This window comes from Terriglobus sp. ADX1, assembly GCF_036877645.1.
Lineage (GTDB): Bacteria > Acidobacteriota > Terriglobia > Terriglobales > Acidobacteriaceae > Terriglobus.
In genome coordinates, this window is record NZ_JAEDXV010000003.1 from 67,193 (window position 1) to 90,139 (window position 22,947).

The 22,947-nt window shown below is 55.1% G+C and carries 11 protein-coding genes; 7 read left to right on the forward strand and 4 right to left on the reverse strand.

The features are described from left to right. Positions 1-59: 59 nt before the first annotated feature. The gene (locus tag JAO32_RS20005; RefSeq protein WP_443082570.1) at positions 60-257 is read right to left on the reverse strand and encodes an SDR family oxidoreductase; all 198 of its coding nucleotides are present in this window, start codon (positions 255-257) and stop codon (positions 60-62) included. A gap of 373 nt (positions 258-630) precedes the next feature. Here JAO32_RS20005 and JAO32_RS03125 point away from each other — a divergent pair, with 373 nt between their 5' ends. From JAO32_RS03125 to JAO32_RS03155, 7 genes are all read left to right on the forward strand, one after another. Next, positions 631-3,603, forward strand: coding sequence for a TonB-dependent receptor (locus tag JAO32_RS03125; RefSeq protein WP_334237401.1), 2,973 nt, complete (start codon positions 631-633; stop codon positions 3,601-3,603). Positions 3,604-3,687: 84 nt separating this feature from the next. Next, positions 3,688-6,810: an amidohydrolase family protein gene (locus JAO32_RS03130; protein WP_334237403.1), complete on the forward strand. Its 3,123-nt coding sequence runs from the start codon at positions 3,688-3,690 to the stop codon at positions 6,808-6,810. A 633-nt stretch (positions 6,811-7,443) separates the two neighbouring features. Beyond that, complete coding sequence (locus JAO32_RS03135; protein ID WP_334237405.1) at positions 7,444-8,463, forward strand: sugar phosphate isomerase/epimerase family protein; 1,020 nt, start codon at positions 7,444-7,446, stop codon at positions 8,461-8,463. Positions 8,464-8,541: 78 nt separating this feature from the next. After that, entirely contained in the window at positions 8,542-9,390 is an 849-nt protein-coding gene (locus tag JAO32_RS03140; RefSeq protein WP_334237407.1) for a c-type cytochrome, read from the forward strand. 11 nt (positions 9,391-9,401) lie between these two features. Beyond that, positions 9,402-11,147, forward strand: a complete 1,746-nt coding sequence (locus JAO32_RS03145; RefSeq protein ID WP_334237409.1) for an acido-empty-quinoprotein group A — start codon at positions 9,402-9,404, stop codon at positions 11,145-11,147. 244 nt (positions 11,148-11,391) lie between these two features. Then, positions 11,392-11,760: a cupin domain-containing protein gene (locus tag JAO32_RS03150; RefSeq protein WP_334237410.1), complete on the forward strand. Its 369-nt coding sequence runs from the start codon at positions 11,392-11,394 to the stop codon at positions 11,758-11,760. Between the two features lie 567 nt (positions 11,761-12,327). Continuing rightward, a complete protein-coding gene (locus JAO32_RS03155) occupies positions 12,328-15,807 on the forward strand; it encodes a carboxypeptidase regulatory-like domain-containing protein (protein ID WP_334237412.1) in 3,480 nt (1,159 codons plus the stop codon). A 60-nt stretch (positions 15,808-15,867) separates the two neighbouring features. On the opposite strand, the gene JAO32_RS03160 is transcribed toward JAO32_RS03155, so the two are convergent. From JAO32_RS03160 to JAO32_RS03170, 3 genes are all read right to left on the reverse strand, one after another. Continuing rightward, a complete protein-coding gene (locus JAO32_RS03160; RefSeq protein ID WP_334237414.1) occupies positions 15,868-17,751 on the reverse strand; it encodes a glycoside hydrolase family 2 protein in 1,884 nt (627 codons plus the stop codon). Positions 17,752-17,983: 232 nt separating this feature from the next. Then, positions 17,984-19,189, reverse strand: coding sequence for an exo-beta-N-acetylmuramidase NamZ family protein (locus tag JAO32_RS03165; protein ID WP_334237415.1), 1,206 nt, complete (start codon positions 19,187-19,189; stop codon positions 17,984-17,986). Positions 19,190-19,258: 69 nt separating this feature from the next. Then, positions 19,259-22,381: a TonB-dependent receptor domain-containing protein gene (locus JAO32_RS03170; protein ID WP_334237417.1), complete on the reverse strand. Its 3,123-nt coding sequence runs from the start codon at positions 22,379-22,381 to the stop codon at positions 19,259-19,261. Between the last annotated feature and the right edge of the window lie 566 nt (positions 22,382-22,947).

Sequence of the window (22,947 nt, forward strand, 5' to 3'; positions counted from 1 at the left end):
CTCCTGCGACGCCAGCAGCACATACAGCGGTGACATTTCCACCGGCTGTCCAGCTCGCTTCATCGGTGTCTCCGCTCCACACTCTGGAATTTTCTTCTGGGGTTGACCACCACTGATCTGAAGCGTCTCCACACCGGACCAAGCGCGACGCAGTTCACGCGGATTCCGTCTTGCGCAACCTGACGAGCGAGAGCACGAGTGAATGCAAGGATCGCTGCTTTTGTGCGGAGCGTAGTCCAGCAGCGAAGGGCTCGGATGTGTCGCCTGAATCGATGCGGTCGGTAATGATTGAGCTCCCTTCCGCTTCAAAGGCGATGCTGCTTTGCGAGTCAAAAGAGGGCAAACACATTCACTCCATATGTCTTGGTGTTCGTAAACATGGCTGGCCGCTTGCATTTTTGTGCGCTTGCGTGTAGTTAGTTAATAAACCTACATACAAGGTCTGCAAACCGGAAACTGAGCGTCCGGCGGAGTCTGCAGCAGCATCGCTGCGGCGGTGTGCTCTTCCACCCGGCAGATCGCAAGTTCGTCGCGTTCGCGTCTTCAGCATTACCAAAAAGCAAGTTCGTCTGTCGCACCGCCGTTCCACCCAAGCATTGCACTGAGCTGTTTGAGGAGGTTCACCGCACGATGAAGTTGTTTCCCCGCTATCTTCCCGCCGCCCTGTTTCTGATCGCTGGCCCAGCCGTGGCCCAGCAAACTGGCTTGTCCGGAAAGGTGACGGACGCCTCAGGCGCAGTCATCGCCGGCGCCTCTGTGAACGTTAAGCAAGTGGGCGCGTCTGCGTTCCAGACGAAGAGTAATCGTGAAGGCGTATGGATTCTTCCTTCACTGCCTGCGGGCGATTACATCGTGACCGTAACGGCGCCTGGGTTCTCCACAATGGAGACAAAGATCAGCATGCTGGTGGGGCAAACACCAACCGTAGACAGTGTGCTGCCTGCATCAGGAGGTAACACTGATGTGGTCGTAACGGCTGAAGCCGTTGCGGTGGATACGACGACTTCCGCAGTCGCTGGTAACGTGACACCGACAGAAGTTCAGGGTACGCCGATCAACGGCCGTAACTACATGTCGCTGGCAACGCTGGTTCCCGGTGTGAAGATCAATGCAGTCACTTCGGATGTGCCGGTAGGCTCTGCATCGGAATCGGGTAAGTTCCAGATCACGATGGATGGTCTGCAGGTCTCGCAGGATACGGCGGGGTCCTCGTTCGGTCAGCCGCGCTTCTCTCAGGATGCGATCTCGCAGTTCCAGATCATTACCAATCGCTTCGACGCGACGCTTGGCCGATCTGCAGGTGTGTACGTGAACGCGCAGTCGAAGTCGGGCACCGATATGTTTCATGGTGGCTTGTTCGGCTTCTTCCGCAATTCTTCGTTGAATGCACCCGATCCTGTTACGAAGACGGTGCTTCCGTTCAGCGATCAGCAATACGGTGGCACGCTGGGCGGCCCCATCCTGAAGCAGAAGCTTTGGTTCTTCGGATCGTATGAAGGCGAACGCAAGCCCGATACGGCAACGACTCAGTCACCCGCAGCGAACTACGCCAACTACACCCATGCGGTGAACTTCAAAGTGAATGAGTACCTTGGCCGGGCCGACTACCAGCTGAATGCAAATAATCACATCCTGTTGCGTGGCGATGGATTTACCTACAACAACGATTACAACGGCGTCAGCGGCAACACCGACCCATCGCGTGCTTACCAGGCGACGCGCACCAGCTACGGCTTTGTTGCAGACTGGAACTCCACACCAAGTACGCACTTGGTAAATGACGTTCGGGCGGGCTATCACCACTTTGGCTGGCAGAATCTGCCATACACGTCGTCCATTCAGATCACGCTTCCCACTGTGACGGTCGGTGGCCCGTACAACTATCCACAGATCTTTTCTCAGGACACGCAACAGTATCGCGATGACTTGTTCTGGTTGAAGGGCAAACACACGATCCGCGCAGGTGGAGAATATCTCTACACAAAGCACGGCGGCTTCTTTCAACAGAACGTGCGCGGCGCGTCCACCTGTACGGTTGGCAGCGGTTTCAACTTTGCAACGGCATTTCCAAACGGCACGCTTGATCCTTCCACATGGAACCTGACTTATATCTCATCGCAGTGCACTTCGAACACGTTCGTGCAGGGCTTTGGTAACTTCACTGTCAATGTGCCACGCTCGATCCTTGGACTGTGGGCGCAAGACGACTGGAAGCTCTTACCGCACTTCACGTTGAATCTTGGCATACGCTGGGACGATGATCTGGGTGCTTTTACGGGCGGACCGAAGTTGACGAATGGGCTGCTGGTGCCCGGTGGCAACGACAACAACAACTTCTCGCCTCGAGTTGGATTCGCATGGGATGTCATGGGCGACGGCAAAACCAGCCTTCGTGGTGGAACAGGCCTTTACTTTGCGGATATCTCTGCAAATCAGATCATCGATCAGCAGATCTTCAACGGAGTATCGACCATTCAGGCTTCGGTCTCAGGAACCGGGGGCAGTGTGAATCTGGCCAACCCCTTCAATGGCGGTAATCCTGCTGCGAATCCAGGTGCCTACCTGCAGGCTGTGCAGCCACTGGCCAAAGACTCCAAGGTGCCATACGCATTGCAGGCCTCGTTCGGTTTACAACGGCAATTGCCCTGGAACACGTTGCTCACTGCGGACTTCGTCCACACGCGTGCGTACCACGACTGGATTCGCTTACAAGGAAACTACCTGGTCGATCCGACCAACCCGCAACGCAATCTGAATTCAACCGCAGCTTTGAGTGCTTCAACAGCCGTTAGCTGTGGCAATGGTTCGGTCGCGGTATCAACGCCTACGAACTATGCGTCTGCAAAGCAGGTATGCAATCAGAGCTTCACCACCGTGAACCAGTTCTTTACGCCACCAGGGTCAGGTTCCATCTTTGACGCGCTGCAGGTAGGCATGCGTCACACATCGCAACGCTTCACCGCGGCGTTGGCATACACATGGGGACGTACGAAGAACTCCACCGAAGGCCCGTTCTACTATCCGAACAAACCCTTCGCGTACAACATCAAGGATGAGTGGGCAAACGGTACGGACGATCAGCGTCATTCGTTGACCGTCAATGGCGAGTACAGGTTCAAGTACGGCTTGTCGTTGTCGTCACTGTATCGCTTTGGCTCCGGCCAGGCGTATGCGGTTGCTACGGGAACATCAGGACCAAACGGCTACTCCCCGAGCTATAACCGCACGCTCGGTGCTGGTGTTACTCCCGTTGCACCGGGCACTACTCCGTGTTCTACAGCGAGCTGTCTGGTAGTGTATGCCCCACTGAATCACTTTCACTACGATTCAGGGTTCGGTTACTACGTGATGGACCGCAATAGTTTCCGCGGACGTGCATACGAACGGCTGGATGCGCGGCTGCAGGAGACGTTCCCGATCCACGAGCGCTTCAAGGCAAGCGTCGGCGTTGAGGTGTTCAATATGATGAACCACTTCAACCCGGCGGCCTATAGCTTGAATGCGAATGCTGCAACCTTCGGCAGGCCCTCTTCCGCACAAGGTTCAGGATATCTGGAATATGCGGCACGACAGCTGCAGTTCCTTGCGCGGTTTTCCTTCTAGCAGGTGGTTCGGCACGCAGCATTCGGGCGTGCCGAACTGCTTTAGTGACTCTTCCTAATCGATCGCCGCAGGAGCGTATCTCTGATGTTCGCTGTCTCTGTTCGCAAAGCTTTGCCGTTCGTCGTTTCCAGTCTTGCCGTCTCTGCACTCTGTGCTTCCGCGATGGCTGCTCCGGTCACGCCAGCGAAACCGGCGGTTAAAAAGGCTGCTTCAGTGATCACCGTTGATGAGGTAACCAACGGGCAGGTCACCGTCTCGCCTGACGGCAAGCGTCTGTTGCTTGATCTGCAAGGCCTGATCTACGCCATGCCGATGACCGGTGGTAAAGCGAAACGTGTGACCGAGCCGTTTCAAGAGGCTTCGCACCCTGACTGGTCGAAGGCCGGCGATATCGTTGCACTGCAGTGCTACGCCGGAGGCACCTTTCACATCTGGACAATGAAGCCGGATGGCACTGGCCTGAAGCAGGTCACGTTTGGCCATGGCGACGACCGCGAACCTCGCATCAGTCCCGATGGCAAGACGATTGTGTTTGCTAGTGATCGCGCATTCAAGAGGGCTGCGAATGGAGCATCGGTTGGATCGTATGACATCTGGACGGTGCCGATTGCAGGTGGCCAGCCGAAACAACTGACACATGGTGATGAAGATGAGTTTGGACCATCGTGGTCTGCCGACGGCACAAAAGTCGCATTCGTTGCAGGTACCGGCATCAACGCGACCTTGATCAAGTCGCTTGATCTTGCCACAGGTAAGGAGATGGTACTGCGCAAGGCGTCCGGCAACAATCGCTTCGAAGCTCCGTCATGGTCGCCGGACGGAAAATACCTCGCCTTTGTGGAGTTTGAGGCTGCAGATGCTCGCACGGTGAACACGGGTGTGATGAAGGTGGTCGCTGCGGACGGTAGTGGTGATGCGATCATGACACGTTCGACAGATGCGTTTCCGTTCCCCGCGATCTGGTTGTCTAATACAGAATTCCTCTACACGGGAAGTGGACACATCCTCCACGCTGGCCTCGCAAGCGGGGAGGAAGCGCCTGTTGCATTCACAGCAGATATCCCGTATCAACCGCATGGCTTTCACCACAAGGTTCGCGATTTTGATTCCACTGCTGCAAAGATCGTCAAAGGCATCTATGCGCCCGCGATTTCGCCAGATGGTAAGTCCGTTGCGTTTGTCGCACTCAACGAGCTTTACGTCATGCCAATCGGAGGAGAGCCAAAGGCCATCACACACGACACGTTCTATAAGCAGGGACCAGCGTGGTCACCCGATGGATCAAAACTTGCATACATCAGTGACAAAGATGGAATCGAGAACATCTACGTTCACTCCATGAGCGATGCAGGCGACGATCAGGATAAACGTATCGCTCCGCAGCAGACAGCTCAGATTATGCCCGCGTGGTCGCCCGACGGGAAATGGATGGCCTTCCAGGATCAGACCGGCGCTACCTTGCTGGCAGATGTGTCTTCCGGCAAGGTGAAGCCACTGGCTCCATCAACGTTCTTTCCGGGTCGTGCAGCCTTTTCGCCGAACGGAAAGACAGTCGCCATCGCAACCATTCGTCCGTATACGAAACGATTCCGTGAAGGAACCAGTGCGATCCTCACAGTGGACATTGGTTCTGGCAAACAACAATGGTTTGAGCCTGCGCCATTCGAGTCTGTAACGACGCGTACAGAGGATGGTCCGGTCTACACCGCGGATGGTAAGAGCATGCTTTTTGTCATGCATGACCTCCTGTATCGCATGCCGGTCGATGCGAATGGACACCCCAGCGGCATTGCCGAAAAGTTGAATGACGAAACGACCGACGCTCCCTCCATTAGCGCCGATTCGTTGCATGTGCTGTATCTGAACAATGGCAAATTGCACATGATGAATACCTCGACAAAGGCTATCCAACCCATTGCAATGAACCTGACCTGGACTCCGGCCAAACCGAAGCAGAAACTGCTGATCCATGCGGGTGCTGTGTGGCAGGGCAACGGTCCCGGCGTGCTCCATGATGTGGACATTGTCATCACGGACAATCGCATCACCAGCGTTGGCCCTCACACGGCAACTGCGCCTGCGGGGATTACCCGCACCATCGAAGCGCCGAACTCGACGGTGCTCCCGGGACTTTGGGAGAACCATGCGCATCCCGACAGTGACAATGGCATCTACTACGGCGCGCGTATGGGACGCCTCTGGCTGTCTTACGGTGTGACGACAACGCGGGGCATTGCTGACAACGCATACCGTAGTGTGGAGCACAATGAGAGCTATCGATCTGGTGCTGCAGTGGGCCCACGCACATTCTCCACAGGGGAGGCCGTAGACGGTGAGCGTGTCTACTATCCCATGATGATTGCCACCACCAGCGAAGAACAGCTTCAACGCGAGTTTGAACGCCTGAAAGCGCTCGACTTCGACATGGTTAAGCTCTATGTGCGGTTACCTTTTGCGTGGGCTGCCAAAGGTATCGACTTTGCGCATAACCAAATGGGCGTCGACACGGCGAGCCACTACCTGATGCCTGCGGTCTCGCTTGGCGAAGATGGGATGTCGCACATATCAGCAACTTCGAGATTCGGCTGGGCGTACTCGCGTTCGTTGACCTATCACTCGTACGGTGACGTACAGACGCTGTTGTCAAAGAGCGGCATGTGGACCATTTCCACCACATTCGCGCAGGCACAGTATGCCGAAGACCTGGGAATAATGAATGATCCACGCCAGGGAGTAGCTCCGCCATGGGAACATGGCCGTGTGGTCACTGCAACGCAGACCGCGCAGAAGGTGAATCAGAAGGACGCGTACACACACCTGAAAGACGAAGAAGAGGTGGTGGCGAACACGTTCCATCATGGCGGCATAATACTTGCCGGAACAGATTCCCCACTCGACATACCTGCAACAAGTCTTCATCTGAATCTGCGTGCGCAGGTAAAGTACGGCGGTTTGAAGCCATGGCAAGCGCTGACGACGGCGACGTCCATGGCGGCGAGGGCTTATGGCTACGACAAGGACCTGGGCACTCTGACGCCGGGCAAGCTGGCAGATCTGATCATCGTAGGTGGAGACCCTTTGACGAATATTGATGACGTCGCGAAGGTGCAGTGCGTCGCGGTCAATGGCAAGCTGCGGAGCGTTGATGAAATTGCTGAACCGTTTACAAAAGACGTGCCCAAGAACAACGTGTGCTCCATACGCTGAGCGGACCGAACAATACCGGGCCGGAGTGAAGGCACGTATCAATCTCGATGGAAGCGGCACACAATAGTAGAGGCTCGCTCTTCCAGCCCGTGGCGAAGGACGGCCCCGTCAAGAACGATGGGCTTCAGGATGAAAAGTCAATCTAGCTGTAGCCGTGCGCTACGCCGATGACGGAGTTAGGAAGCTCGATCCGCATTTTCTGGCGAAAAAAGTCCAACGGTGCGTGCCAAAAGGGCCACGTACGATCAGACCAACATCTGTACGAAGCTCAAGCTGGAATGTGTCAATTTGCCGTACAAGGTTCACTCCTTCTGAGTCATGCGTTCGGACTGAGCGATGTCATGTAGGGCAGGAGCGCAGCGTGTTCAGGCATGCAGCCGGTGAATACAGCCGGCTTTGCTAATAGTTCGGTCCCCATACTAAAATTCACAGCGATTTACACGGACAATTTTTCGGTCGGTCGCGGGCAAGCACTCAGATGTTTTGCGGCTGTTCGCACGAGTTGATGACAGTGATTGCGCTCTGTGACACTGGGGATTCATTCTGACGTGGATCGCAGTCTGACATGTCATTTACGTCTTCGGCCTCACCCAACGAACGTTCGCAGAACTGAAAAGGAATCGGAGTCATACCATGACGTATACGCGACGGCAGTTCGGCAAGCTGGCAGCGACCACTCTCCCCTTCGCCGCGTTTGCAGCGTCATACCCGAGGCCGCTCTTTGCCCAGGGCAAACCTGATTCCATCTTCGGCGGCGTCCAGATCGGCATTATCACGGCGTACAGCTACCACAACATGCCGGACGATGCCAGATCCCTGGTGAGTTACATGGTCAGAGACGGCATCAGTGCGACTGAGAGCCATGACGAGCCGCTGGCTGAGTTCCTGGGTGCTCCGAAGGCGCCTGTGCGGCCGCGCCCCGTCAGTGCACCTGCAGGTACCGAACGCCCTGTCGGCGGACCTCCTGCGGGCGAGCCGCGTGCTCCTCGTGTTCCAAGCCCGGAACAACTCGCATATCAGGAAGCACTCAACAAGTGGCGTCTTGCAACGCCGCCTGCGAAGTTCGGAGAGGTTCGCAAGTTGTACAACGACGCAGGCATTTCGTTCTACGGCTTCAAAATGAGCCTGACCAACGCGATGCCGGATGAGCTGTATGACTGGACGTTTGAGGTGGTGAAGGTTCTTGGCGCGAACCAGTTGACCATGGAAATGCCGGATGGCGATTCAGCCCTGACCGCGCGCATAGGCAAGTTTGCACTCAAACACAAAACGAGGGTCGGGTATCACGCCCATCTGCAAGCGACACCAACGACCTGGGATGAGGCAATGTCGCAGTCTCCTTACAACTGCATCAATCTCGACATCGGCCACTATACTGCCGCCGGCAATCATGATGTTGTAGCCTTCGTGCAGAAACACCATGAGCGCATTACCAGCGTGCATCTCAAGGATCGCAAGTTCAAAGAAAATGGTGGCGAGAACATGCCATGGGGACAGGGCGACACTCCCATCAAGGAAGTGCTGGCACTGATGAAGAAGGACAAGTATAAGTTTCCGGCCACGATCGAGCTGGAGTACCGGCCGCCCGAAGGATCGGACAGCGAGAAAGAGATTCTGAAGTGCCTTGCGTACGCGAAAGCCGCCTTGGCATAGCCAGAAACGAGCTTGCAGCAAAGCGCAAGCACTCAGGGGACAGATGCGTCGGATCGTGGGAGTCGAGGGTAACTTTTAATGAAGAAAAAAATGCAGTGGTGGTGGATGGTTATAGTCCTTGCATCCTTGCCATCCATCCTCAAAGCCCAGCAGCCGGGAGCAGCAGAGGGCCACGCGGGTGCCAGCCCGGGGGGCCCGCAAGGCCGCCTGCAAACCGAGCCCTACAATGCCCCTCGGCCACCGGTAGCTCCCGCCGTAATAGCGCATGGCAAAGAAGTGTTCAGCGCCAACTGCAGCTTCTGCCACGGCGACGATGCGCGTGGGGGATCGGTGGGCCCAAACCTGATCCGCAACAAGGTGGTGCTGGACGATCAGAATGGCGAACTCATCGAGCCCGTCGTACACGGCAGCCGGCAGGCAGAGGGTATGCCCAAGTTCAACCTGGCCAATGACGACATCGTCGCCATCGCTGGGTGGTTGCACAGCCAACCGCTGGGCAACAGGGGCGCGCCTTCAACACTGGACATCGTGGTGGGCAATCCTCAGATGGGTAAGGCCTACTTCAACGGTGCTGGCAAATGCAGCACATGCCACTCCGTGACCGGAGATTTTGCTGGCATCGGCGGCAAGTATTCGCCGAAGGATTTGCAGAACGCGATTGTCTCTGGTCGCGCGGGCCGCGGTGGGGGTGGGAAGACTGTGACCGTGACATCTGGAGGACGGACAGTTGAGGGCCGCCTGGACCACCTGGATGCATTCAACGTCTCGCTAACGGAGAAGGACGGCACACACGTCAGCTTCGAGATCAACAACGGCGCACCACAGGTGGTGGTTCACGATCCTCTGCAGACGCACGTAGACATGCTGCGGACTTGGAAAAACAGTGACCTCCGCAACCTGACGGCCTACCTCACAACATTGAAATAGGAGTTCTGCCCGTGACGAACACAATGATGCGGCTCATGGCCGGGTTGTCCTTCCTGTTGCCGATGGCGCTGCAGGGGCAAGCAACCGCAGCTACTGGCGTGGGCCTGGACCCGGCCACTTTGACACAGCAGTTGGCCAAGCCGGCAACCACTTCGTGGCCAACCTATGCGGGCGATTACTCACAGCGGCGCTATAGCGTTCTGGACCAGATAAACCGCACCAACGTGAAGGATCTGACGTTGGCCTGGAAGAGCGTAGCGCTTACCGCCGGACCGGGTGGTGGAGCAGGGGCACGGCGAGGCTTCGGGCCGCCGGGATTTGTCGCGCCGACTATTGTGGGCGGTGTTACCGAGACACCGGTCCCGGTACCGGGTTCCAGCAGTGGCTCTCCGCGCATCACCGGTTCCATTCTCCAGGTGAATGGCGTGCTCTACATCTCGTCGCCTGACAATGCCTGGGCCATGGATGCTCGCGATGGCACGGTTCTGTGGCATTACTGTTGGACAACGCGCGGCGGCGATCACATTGGCAATCGTGGCATGGCCATGTACGGCGATACGCTGTACTTCGAGGTGCCAGAGGATTACCTGGTCGCGCTCGATGCCAAGACGGGCAAGGAGCGCTGGCACAAGGAGATTGCACCCTATACTCAGCAGTACTTCTCAACGACTGCGCCGGTGGTGGTGGGCAATCACGTACTCGTTGGAACCAGTAGCAACCTGGATCAGCCGGGCTTCCTCCAGTCGTTCAATGCAGAAACGGGCGAGCTGCAATGGAAGACCTTCCTGGTGCCGATGAAAAAGGGCGATCCGGGATGGGATACCTGGGGCAGTATGGACGCAGCCCAACACGGCGGTGCTATGCCTTGGCTCTCCGGCTCCTACGATCCGGCAACCAAGCTTTACATCTTCGGAACCGGGAATCCGATCCCTGCCTATTCGGCTGCTCCGCGTGGCGCGGACGCAAAAGACACCAATCTGTTCACCTGCTCGATCGTTGCGCTCGATGTCGAAACGGGCAAAATGGCCTGGTACTACCAGACCTCACCTGACGACACCCACGATTGGGATTCCGTGCAGGCACCGGTCTTTGTGGATGGTACGTTCGACGGCAAGCCTCGCAAGCTGGTGATGGAAGCGACCCGCAACGGCTACTTCTTCGTCCTTGATCGCGTGACCGGGCAGCATCTGCTGACCACCAAGTATTCACCGGCGGCGAATTGGGCGACCGGGCTTAACGCGAACGGCAACCCGATTCGAGATCCAGACCAGGACTCGACGGTAGCGGGCTCGCTGGTCTCACCTACCAACGGTGGCGCGGTCAACTGGCAGCCGCCCAGCTTTTCCCCGCAGACAGGGCTGTTCTACGTCGGTCTGCATCAGGGGTACGCGATGTACTACCTTACACAGACCGATCCGAAGCAGATCATGGGATTGGGAGGGAAGGAAGAAGACGCAGTTGGCTCTTACCCCAGCTCGATTGTCGGCATTGACTATCGCACCGGCAAGACTGTGTACAACTACGTCTTCCCGGGTGACGGCTCTCCCACGGGACTGCTCACCACTGCGGGACACCTGCTGTTCTCCGGTGATGGTTCCGGCAATCTGGTGGCCTACGACGCCAGCACGCCAAAACCGCTGTGGCACGCCCGCATCGGCAACGTGTCCAACGCTCCAGAGACCTATTTGCTGGATGGCCGGCAGTACATCCTGACGGTAACCGGCGACACAGTCTACGCCTTTCGGCTGTCGCAGTGATTGCAGGCAAAAGCGTCGCAGCTGAACTGCTCCCGTCTGGCCCCGGTTTGGCCAGACGGATGAATCCTCAATGACCCGGCTATGTTTACCGGATCGTTTGGATCGGTGCTGGCGATAAAGGTAACGTTCTTCTTCATTAACGTTCAGCGCACGGCGTAGTATGGCCGCCATGCGATATCTTGCAACGGCTTGTTTGTTGGTGGGGTGCGGTGTGAGTCTTGGGCAGAGTTCTGGAGCGCCTACGATGGGTACGGGAGAGCTGGCAAAGGCACGGGTGTTTACGCCGGAACAGGGCAGCGTGCGCACGATGGCGAACGGCGGGCAGAGCCGCGACATCCTGCGTGCGGCATTGGCTACCGGAGAGCCTGTCTCGATCCATGAGTCAACGCAACCGGTCGGAGCCAAGCCGAATCCACCGCATACGATTCAGCACTCAGAATTCATCCTGGTGCGCGAAGGGACGCTGCTCTTTGAGCATGATGGCGTTTCGGAGGAGGCCAAGCCGGGCAGCGTGATCTATGTGGCCTATGGGACGATGCATACGGTTCGGAATGTGGGCAACACACCGGCGAAGTATGTGGTGATCGCGATCGGTGGAGATCAGAAGAATTAGAGAGAACGCATCTTTGTGGAACGGCTACGGGTATAGCCTGAACCCCTTCGTTCAGCGTCTGCACGACTGCGGCGATTTCTCCATGGTCCTTGCGGACATTGCGGTCGCTCAACTGCTGTAGCGGGTATAGTCGGTTCCCAATCCCATCCACTCGTCCCGAGCCGATTCGACGCGTAGTGAAAATGCATTGCGGATCGTGACGTGTAAGGCGCGCATCTTGCAGACCCCAAATCTGCAGTTGTGTTTCAGGAAGCAAAATCTCACGCTTTCCGAAGAAGGTTAACGACGGGCAAAGATCATTGGCACACATACGGACGCCAGTGCGCGTACCGCATGGAAGAAATGACCCACGCCAAGCCCATGCGGATGCCTGAAATCAAAGTTACCGACTTAACGTGTGCCAGACACATAAGTCCTGCATAAAACAATGTTTGTCTGGGGAGTTGAGCTAGCTGCGCCGCGGTGGAGATTGCGCGTCAATGTTTGCAGTCTCTCTTTTGTGAGCGTAAATTGGCGGAGCGAAAAAAACGATTTGATTTTCTGCCCCCAATTTCAGGAGAGCCATCTATGAAAACACCACGCGGTCTATGGTGCACGGTAGCACTTGTAAGTCCTCTGCTTCTGATAAGCGCCTCAGCGCATGCTCAAAGCAGCTTCGGTCAAATCTCAGGTGTTGTCACTGACCAGACCGGAGCCGCAATTCCTAACGCGAGTATCTCCATCACTTCGGTCACAACCCAGGCGATACGTACGGCAACGTCCGATTCCGGTGGAAGCTATATCGTCACAAACCTTCCCATTGGGGAGTATGTGATCTCCGTCAAGCAGTCCGGCTTTCGCGAAGCAAAGCAGTCTAATGTCACCATCACTGCCGATGCGAAGGTGACCTCAAACTTCTCACTGCAGCTTGGCCAGCTTTCCGAAGTAGTCGAAGTTCAAGGTGGCGCGATCGAAACGCTTAACACCACCTCTGGTGAAGTTTCCCGTGTCATCGACGCCAAACAAGTTGAGAACCTGGCACTGAACGGACGTAACTACACGCAGTTGCTCACGCTCGTGCCCGGCGCGGTCGTGACCAATCCCGACATCTTCGCCGTTACAACATCTCTTGCTTCGAACAATCAGACCATCAATGGAAACCGGTCCGACTCCAACAACCTCACCGTTGATGGAGCCTACAACCAGGTGGCGGGATCCAATGGTTCGCTGATGAATAATGTGGGAGCCGATTTCATCAGCGAAGTTAAGATCAACACCTCGAATTCGTCTGCGGAATACGGTCGAACTCAGGGACCAACTTTCAACATCGTCACAAAGAGTGGATCGAACGCGTTTCATGGTGGCGCTTTTGAGTTCCACCGCAACAGCTACCTGGATGCAACGAACTATATTGCTCGCAAGAAAACACAGTTGATCTATAACGACTTTGGCTTCTTCCTCGGCGGTCCCATCCTTCGAGACAAACTCTTCTTCTTCGTAGGAGAAGAATGGAAGCGGCTACGCCAGCAGGCCACTGCGAGTACCTTTACAGTGCCAACAACGGCCATGCTGAACGGAGACTTCAGCGCTCTTTGCTCCGCAGCTAAGGATGCCGCCGGAAATCCCGGATCGTTCAATGGCGCAGGCGTTTGTTCGGCCGTCAGCGGCAGTTTTGGCCAGTTGTACTATCCAGGCACAACGACGCCGATACCGAACAACAACATCTCGTCACTGATGTCAGTCGATGGAAAAGCAATTGCGAACATCTACAAAACGATCATTGCCGGCGGGTTGAGCTATCGCGATGGCGGCATTCCCTCGAACAATTTGACGCTTGCCCCTTCTAACCCTTTGAACTTCCACCAAGACCTTGTGCGAGTGGATTACGTTATCAACCAGAAGCACTCGCTGTTTGCCCGTTGGATTCACGATCAGAACACGCTGATTGATCCCTTTGGAACGTTTTCCAATAGTGGCATTCTCAATACAACTCCAACGACGCGTAACCGCCCAGGGCAAAGCTACCTCATCAGCGAAACCTGGACCATTCGCCAGAATCTGATCAATCAGGTACAGGCGAACGCCAGCTGGGCTGCGCAGCGCATCCCGCCGTATGGCAATAACTGGAAGCGAGAAACCTATGGGTTTGCCTTCAACAAGCTCTATCCAGGCGTGGGCCCATATCCAAACGGTATTCCGATCGGGAACATCACCAACTATGCGGGCTTCCAAGGCCCCAACTTCTCGCTCATTTCGCCATCCACTGACATTCAGGTCGCAGACAGTGTCACGTATGTGAAGGGCGATCACAATATGAAGTTCGGTGTCGTCTACATCCGAGACCGCGTGGATCAGAATGGCCGCGCCAACTACACCGGAACGGTAACCTTCAACCAGAACGGAACCGCCACTGCCCGCTCCAGCAATTGCGGTCAGGCAGCCTTTAACACTACTTGCTATTCCCTATCTGATGCCTTCCTGGGTAACTTCCAATCGTATTCAGAGAACAGTGCAGATCCTGTGGGCCATTTCCGCTTCAATCAAATTGAGGGCTACGTACAGGATCAATGGCGCGTCGCGAGGAATCTGAGCCTTGACCTGGGACTTCGATACCAGTGGCTCCAGCCCTTCTACGCTCAGGGAAACAACCTGACCAACTTTGATCCTGCGGTATATAACGCAGCCAACGCCGTAGCAGTAACTCCAGGCGGTACTCTGGCCAACCCTGGTGTAGGCAATCCATACAACGGTCTTATCCGGGTCGGCGATGGTGTACCCCAGGACCAGCAGAAGCGGGTTCCCAATGTGAACACAAGTCTCTTCGGGCTGATTCCCTCAGGTGCGCCTCGCGGGTTCTACAAGATGAATGGAGCCGTTGGACCGCGCTTCGGCTTTGCCTATGCCGCGAATGACAAGACTTCGATCCGGGGCGGCGCAGGCCTTTTCTACTACCGTCCGCAAGGCAATCTGGTTTTCAGTCAGCTCAACCTGCCGCCCTTCCTCCAGAACACGCAACTTGGCGTCGGCAACCTCGCCACACTCAATTCGGTTTCTGCAAATAGTACGGGGTTGCAGGCGGGTATCAGTGCCGTAGACCCCAAGGGCAAGTCCCCTTATACATGGCAGTACAGTCTTGGTGTTCAGAGACAATTGCCAGCCAAGGTTCTGGTGGAGGCCAGCTACGTGGGAAGCGTGGCACATCATCAGTTACGCCAGCCCAATATCAATATTCCTGACTTGGCGCCGGTCTTCGCCAATCAAAATTCCGCGTCGCCAAATTCGTCTATCGCCGCGTTCAACCCTTATAAGGGTTTCAATGCAATCAGCTCAAACCTCTTCGACTCCAATTACAACTACAACTCTCTGCAGCTGTTTGCTTCCAAGCGAAGCGGCGCCCTCACAACGACGCTCTCTTACACGTATTCCAAGGCACTAGGGGATTCTTCGGGCAACAACATTACGCTGGAAAATTGGCGTAATCTCGCATACAACTACGGCCCGCTTTCGAACGACCGCCGTCACGCATTTGTCGCAAGCTTCACGCTGCAGACTCCAGAGTTGAAGGGCAAAAACTTCCTGCTGCGTGAGGTCGCAGGTGGTTGGCAGCTCAGCGGTGTCGCACGGCTTCAAAGCGGTGCGTATTACACCATCCAGCAGACTTCCACCATTCAGCTCGGCACAGTACGCGCTGATTACGCGCCGGGGCAAGGACGTGTCTACAACGCTCACGCGGGCCTCTGCGGCTATCTGAACAACGGCGCCGGTGGTACCTGCAATGACAGTTCAAAGCCCTACGTGACCACTCCGAAGGCACAGGCCAGCCACTACGGCAATGCGCCTGTGGGCGGGGTAGTCGGGCCGGGTCTGGCACAGACCGATGCGACTCTTTCCAAGACGTTCCCATTTGGTGAAATCGCGCGGCTCAAGCTGCAGGCTGATATGTTCAACGTTCTAAACCGGACAAACTTCAACGGCCTGAATCTGAATACCAGCAGCAGTAACTACGGCACGATTTCGTCTGCATTCCCCCCGCGGCAGATGCAACTTGGTGCACGAATTCTGTTCTAGCCAAACAGTAGAAACACTAAAGGGGAGCAGCTTTTCGGCTGCTCCCCTTTGCATGTACCGTTATTCTGCTTTACCGATGCTGTGTTCTGTATACGCCTTTCGAACAACGTCGGCTGCCTTCTTCTTTTCCATACGTTCGGAGAACAAACCTTTGCGGTTATATCCATCCTGCAGCTTCGGAATGTTGCGCGTGGTGGACCGGAAATCCATCAGAACCCATGGGGTTACGCCCCTCACCTGTGGGATCTTCTGCATCATCTTGAACTGATGTTCCAGGACATTGGCCTCTTGTTCTTCCGTCCAGCGATCATGGTCACCTCCGTGATTCCCGTACTTGGCCTCTGCACCAAACTCAGAAAATATCAGCGGCTTGTTCACTGAGAAGGTCCACTCCTTGCGGTCCGCGTCTTCCGGCTGTCCCTCGTACCATCCGATGTATTCGTTCTGACCGACCACATCCAGCGCCTGCATCAACTGGTCATCCTGACGGACTTGATCTTCACTCACTCTTGGCCCAATTAACGCCGAGGTGATCAGGCGAGTGGGATCTGTGTGGCGTGCCTCGTTTGCCAGATCGGTGAGAAACTTCGTGCGCACCGGATTATTCGGCGTTTCATTCGATACAGACCAGAGTATGACCGACGCCTTGTTGCGATCGCGCCGAATCATCTCGTGCAGCATGATCACCGCCTTGTCATACACATCGCTCTTGTCGAAAGAGATGCGCTGCCATAGAGGAATTTCGGACCACAGCATAATCCCTGTCTTATCTGCGTATCGCTCCATACGTTCATCGTGGGGATAGTGACAGAGACGCGCGAAGTTGGCATTTATCTGTTGGAGCATGCTGAACAGGTTCTTCACATCCTCATCCGTCGTGACGCGTCCACCCCGGACCGGCGCCTCCGCATGCACGTTCGCTCCCTGGAGGAAAACCGCTTTGCCGTTCAGCAGAATCTTCGTGCCATCCACGCGAACATCGCGGAAGCCTATGTCATCGGTCACCTCGTCCGTACCCGACGTAAGGACGACTCGATACAGCTTGGGTGATGCAGGCGACCACAAGCTTAGGTTGGTAGCATTGACCGTGAACTCAGCCCGTCCGTCCGCGTTGGTTGTGAGTGTTTTCTCCACGCCCGCCTCAGGAATCCGCAATGTCACCGATGTGCCGGCAGGCGCATCCTGCACATGGATGTAGCCGGTGAGCGTACGCGCATCCCTCGGTGAGAATGTCGGACCATGTTGCAGATGGACGTCATAGTCGTCAATGAAGTAAGTCGGTACTGTGACGAGCGACACATCGCGCGTGATGCCGCCATAGTTGAACCAGTCATAGGACACGCTGGGGATATCGTCTTTGTGACGTGTTGAATCCACGGCAATCACCACAGCGTTCAAGCCGGCGTGCGCCGCTCCTGTCATCTCGCAATCGAACGGCGTGAAGCCACCTTCATGCTGGCAGATGCGCTTGCCATTTACCCATACGAACGATCTGTAATTCGCTGCGCCTACATGCAGAAAGGTTCTCGTTCCCGGTTTGGGCTGCATCGGAACGTCCCGCTCATACCAGACAACACCTTCAAAACGGAACAGTGTCGAATCCTGCGTGTTCCAATCACCCGGTACCTTTAGGGTTGGAGCGGTGCTGAAGTCATACTCCGAGTTGTGAGGCCCCGACTTGATGTTCGGATGGCTATTTTGTGCATAGCCACCATCGCGCACGTTGCCTTTGTCGTCATACAGTTCGCGGGCCGGCGGCTGCTCCACCAAGTAATGCCAATCACCGTTTAAGGATTCTGTATGGCGATGATCTACGCCAACAATCAATGTCCGCAGCGGTTGTTGCGCGGAACCACAACGTAATATCAGGGCAAAGACTAAGGCCGCAGAAGCGCTTCGAAGCAGAGACTTCAAAGACCATTGGGCCGCGCGAAGATCAGACATGATTCTCCCTCGTACTATCCGTGAATGACTGACAGCGGTGCCACGTCGCCCGAGCTGACCGAGAAGAGTAGCAGCGAGATCAGCAACGTGAAAATCGATAGTGATCAGGCTAAATCATCATGTGGATTCGGCCCCAAAAGTCCAAAGTCGCATAGCAACTGCGCATCGAACATCCCCAACGCGCTTCCACATTGACTAGGATCCCGCCAAGGTGATTCTTTTGGGGCCGAGATCAATAGAGAAGATAGTGGGCGCGAATTGCCTTGAACGCATTCAATTCAGACTGCCATCCTGCTGCAATCTTTCGTGGGTCGGACCCTTTTCGAATCTCCTCAAGTACCGGCTTGTTGAGCAACAAACGGTCAACGCGGTCGAGTTGGAATTGTTGCGGATAGAGCTTCCAGAGAGCCGAGACTGCCTCGATACCGAGTTCCGGCGCATCGAGTGCATTGCGATCGTTAACGATGATTTCGACGCCTTCAACTCGTTTGCCAATGTACGGATAATGCTCTGATCCGCTTGGAACATAGGTCACGGGCATGAAACTCACGCCAGGAATTTTTCGAGCTTGCAGATATGCTGCTAACTCCGTTGCGTGAATCCAGGGAGCGCCAAACCGGACGAACGGAGGCTCGCCAGGCCCCTTAACATTCACATTCGTGCCTTCGATTAATCCGATTCCCGGATAGAGCATGGCCTGGGTAAGGCTGCGGATATTCGGCGAAGGGTTGATCCAGAGCAAACCTGTGTCGTCATACCAATCCGACCGCTTCCATCCGCTCATCTTGATTACTGTCAACGAAGCTCCGAGATGTCCTTCCCTATTGAAGAGCTGCGCCAGTTCGCCCATCGTCATTCCTGTACGCATGGGCTCGGAAGATGGATTCACGTAATTCTCGCGACCGGTAGTGGAGAGAGGGCCTTGCACAGCTATTCCGTTGATTGGATTCGGTCGGTCGAGAACAACAATGTCAAGATGATTTGCTGCCGAAGCCTGAAGGAAATACTTCATGAGCGTCTGGAACGTCCAGTAGCGTACACCGACATCCTGAAGATCAATCACAATGGCGTCGAGCCCTTGTGTCTGTTGCGCCGTTGGATGCAGTTGGGCCTCGGTTGCACCAAACAAACTGATGATTGGTAATTGGCTTGCCGGATCAATCTTGTCGTTGATGGAGTACCCGTCTACTGCGGCGTTGATGCCGTGTTCGGCGCTGAACAGTGTCACAACCTTCAATCCGGGAACGGCTTCTGCTGCATCCTGCCGCAGTACATCAATCGTTCTTCGTTGTTGCGAATCAACCCCCACAGGGTTTGTGAGGACTCCCAACCGTAATTGTCCCTGGTGCTTTTCGGCGAGTTGCTTGAGGGGAGCAAAGTGCTCTGCCTCCAATACGTCGATTCCCGTTTTAGTCTGACCGTGCAACAAGGTCGTCACAGCGAGGATCCCTAACGGCAACAATCTTCGAAATCCCATACAGCACCTCTAAATTCCTTTTGAAATTTCCTAGAAAGAGAGCCGCGCTGCGAACTGCAGCTGTCTGCCTTGTGCATTCGTACGCAAGGAGTTGATGACACCGAAGGTCGATGTTCCCAATGTAGAACCAGGCTGACCGAAGTTTGGTGTGTTCGATAAGTTAAATGCTTCCGCGCGCAACTGAAGGACGGCTCTTTCAGGAAGCTGGAAATCCTTGAATATAGAGACATCAAAGTGACGGTAGTGCGGCCCATAAAGGCTGTTTCTGGATGTGGTCCCAAGCGTTCCAAGTGGCTGGGCAGAAAATGCGGCCGTATTGAACCATGCCGCAATTGTCTTGTTCGCTAGGTTCGGATTTCCTACCTGATTCGGACGGTCTGAACCGACACCGGTATTTGTGCGCGGACTTGAGTTGACCACAGTGAAAGGCTGGCCAGTCTCCCAAACATCGATTGCATTGAACTGCCAACCTTTGCCGACAACACCTGCGATTCCGTTGAGGTGATCTGCAAATGCCAAACGGTAGTTCAACATCATGGTGAAGCGGTTCCGCACATCCAGTTCACTGTTGCCATATTCGACGGTTGAGTTGTGAGCAGGATCTGCACTGGTGTAGAGGCCCCCGGCAGAGAATCCTTGTACATCGCCAAGCGCGTGCGCCCACGTGTAGTTGGCCTGTAGCGTGAGCCCGTGGCTGGTTTGCTTTACTAGCGTTGCCTGAAACGAATTGAAGTTGGAGGTGCCGTTGGATTGAATGTTATAGATATCCGTTACCGCCGGATATTTCGAATAGAACGGCCGCAGGGTCGTATAGGCTCCTGCTGTTGTTTGGCCAAGTGGACCGAGGTTGACGTTCGGAGAAATGCGCAGACGATGGCCCAGCTCTGCAACATAAGCCAGGGTTAGAACGGAATCGAAACCGAGATCGTGTTGGATATTCGCGTTGATCTCATGCACGTAGGAATTGCGATAATCCAGCTGCATACCGCGAAGCGCGCCCGATGGCGACGTAGTGGAGGCAAGCGTGGGCAACGGTAGTGGAGTTGAGAAGGTCGTCGTATTCGGGTTTGGTTGATAGGTTCCAACGTATGGCGGATCAGCAAAAGGCACGGAAGGCCCGGTGTTGTCGCGGAAGAAAACTACTGCGTAACCAGCTCGCAAGACTGTCTTGGGAGTAGCGCTGAACGCCATCCCCAGGCGAGGTGCAATGGAACGATAGTCGGTCTGAATATCTGCTGTGTCTGACGCACCTCCTCCACCGGCTACGCGAAATGTTCCGGAGACGGGATCAAAGTGGGAGATATGTCCGAACTTGTCTTTAACCGGAGTGATGATGTCGTACCGAAGGCCAAGGTTCAATGTCAGCTTATCTGTTGCTCGCCAGTCATCCTGGACGAAAAGGCTTGGCTCGAAGTTTCGCAGGTAGCGTGGGTAAAGCTGGACAACTCGCGATACCTGGTAGACATTCCCTTCGAGCAGATTGATGAGAGGAGTAAGTGTCGAGATCGTAGACGTGGTGGGGTTCGTAGTGAAGGTAAATGATCCTGAACCGGAAGTAGGTTGCTCGTTGTAAACCTGTCGACGAATGAGCATAGCCCCATACTTCAAAGAGTGGCGGCCTTTCACCTGGGTTAACGCAGCGCTGTACTGAAACGCATTATCCCTATCGAACAGTGGGAGCGAGCTTGAAACACCCAGCGGAGCGTAACCGGTCACGGAAACGGTCGGAAGAGCCGAGGTGAAGATGTCGAGATTCGCATTTGTGATGCCAAATGCGTTGCCGTAATTTTTGCCATAATTCAGCGGCAGCGAAACGTTACTGATGTGGGTATAACCCGCCTTTAATTCAAGAAGAAGCGAAGGGTTGAATACGTGAATGTAATCAGCGAGCCACTGATAGGCTTGCTGGGAGGCCGCCCCCGGGAAGGATACTGAGCCGCCTGGGTCTACTCCGCCCACATTGGGCAGAGCACTTGGCGTGAGTGTACTGACGTTGTTATAGGCCCACCGTCCAAAGATGGAGTTGCACTCATTGAAGTGGTGATCAATGCGGGCATCAGCAGTAGTGCTGTTCTGTGTCTGTGGGTATGAAGATGTGTAAGTCGTCGCTCCGTTGTTCGGAGCTGGATAAAGCGCAAAGTATTTTGCACCAATCGAATTGATCTGTGAACTGCTTAGAACTGGGCCACCACGATCAGAAAAATCTCCGGGGTGAGCTACTTCGTAGGCGGTGGGAACCAAGTTGTTGACAAGAGAATTAGTGGCGTCGATTCTGCGAAATCCTTCGTAGTCAGCGAAGAAGAAGGTCTTGTCGCGGAAAACCGGACCACTGATGCTCCCGCCAAATTGATTTTGACGAAACTTTGGCTTTGTTGGAACAGCAGCTTTAGTCGCAAAAAAATTCCGCGCATCGAACATATCGTTCCGCACGAACTCGAAGATCGATCCATGAAACTGACTACTTCCGGAACGCGTAATCAGGTTGATGATTGCACCGGGGGTCTTGCCCACCTCTGCCGGTGGGACACTTGTGATGACTCGAAACTCCGCAATCGCATCCACCGAGGGACGAACGCCAATGGTGCCTACGGTGTACTCAACGTTATCCACGCCTTCTACCATCTGGTAGTTCAACGTATCGGACTGGGCATTCGCGACAACCGCGGATGTCTGCCTGCGATCGTCGGGCCGGTTGCCGTTGGCAATGGCGGACGATGTCCCTTCATTTGCTCCGGCTGCAAGCTGTGCGAGTTGAACGAAGTTTCGGCCGTTCAGTGGAAGATCCTGCACTTGCCGCTGACTCACCTGAGTGCTGAGATTGCTTGTGTCAGTGCCAAGCATGGAAGGGGCGGAGGTGACATTAACCGCAACATGACTGCCTTCAAGAGTCAACGCCACGTCTAGGCGTCTACGATCACCACCACCAAGAGCAAACTGCTGCACCTGATATTGCGCGAACCCAGGCGCATCAACAGAAAGCTTGTAGGTTCCATTCTGCAAAAGACCGAAAGTGTATTCTCCGGACGCGTTTGTCTGCGTATTGCGAACTACATTTCGCTCCGTAAGCGTCAACGTTACGTTGGCGTTTGGAACGAACGCGCCGCTAGCGTCCCGCACTGTTCCGATAACTTCTGCCGTTGATACCTGTGCCATCGAACTTTCTGGAAGAAACAGCGTGGTCATGATCAGGAAACCAAAGGAGACTAGACATTGGCACAACCAACGGAAACGGGATGAAGTCATGGGGAACTCCCTTTTATTCTGAACATCTGCAGACACATCGCAACTAGCAAAACCACCGGGATGCATCTGCCTCTTTGTCAAAAATCATGGCGGAGAGAAACTTTCGTCTGTGTATACAGGGAAATAATTGGGCGCGTCAACGCGGGGTCAATTTGCCGACCACTCAGGCAATGGGTAGCCCTCCGGCTTGCGTCAGACGCCGCAGGAGCAAAGCCAGAACTCGTCGTGAACAACCTTCGTCATGCAAGCCATGAAAGGTTCGAAGTTGCGCGAGATTTCATTGCCACAGAACTGAATGCACGCAACAAGGGGAATGCCTGTCACATCGTTGCTTAAGGGCTTCATTCTCCCCATGGGAATGAGGCCCTTAAGTAACGAGCGAATACGCTCCACCGTGACTGGAGACTTAGCCGCGCGATGTGGCAAGCGTTCAGCTGGAGTCGCATTCGCATCGCCTGTAAAAGCTATGGTTGACG

Excerpts from the sequence above, each read along its gene's own strand:
- JAO32_RS03170 (WP_334237417.1), bottom strand. The coding sequence starts at position 22,381 with ATGGCACAGGTATCAACGGCAGAAGTTATCGGAACAGTGCGGGACGCT.
- JAO32_RS03160 (WP_334237414.1), bottom strand. The coding sequence starts at position 17,751 with ATGTCTGATCTTCGCGCGGCCCAATGGTCTTTGAAGTCTCTGCTTCGA.
- JAO32_RS03130 (WP_334237403.1), top strand. The coding sequence starts at position 3,688 with ATGTTCGCTGTCTCTGTTCGCAAAGCTTTGCCGTTCGTCGTTTCCAGT.
- JAO32_RS03155 (WP_334237412.1), top strand. The coding sequence starts at position 12,328 with ATGAAAACACCACGCGGTCTATGGTGCACGGTAGCACTTGTAAGTCCT.
- JAO32_RS03140 (WP_334237407.1), top strand. The coding sequence starts at position 8,542 with ATGAAGAAAAAAATGCAGTGGTGGTGGATGGTTATAGTCCTTGCATCC.
- JAO32_RS03150 (WP_334237410.1), top strand. The coding sequence starts at position 11,392 with ATGGGTACGGGAGAGCTGGCAAAGGCACGGGTGTTTACGCCGGAACAG.
- JAO32_RS03125 (WP_334237401.1), top strand. The coding sequence starts at position 631 with ATGAAGTTGTTTCCCCGCTATCTTCCCGCCGCCCTGTTTCTGATCGCT.
- JAO32_RS03135 (WP_334237405.1), top strand. The coding sequence starts at position 7,444 with ATGACGTATACGCGACGGCAGTTCGGCAAGCTGGCAGCGACCACTCTC.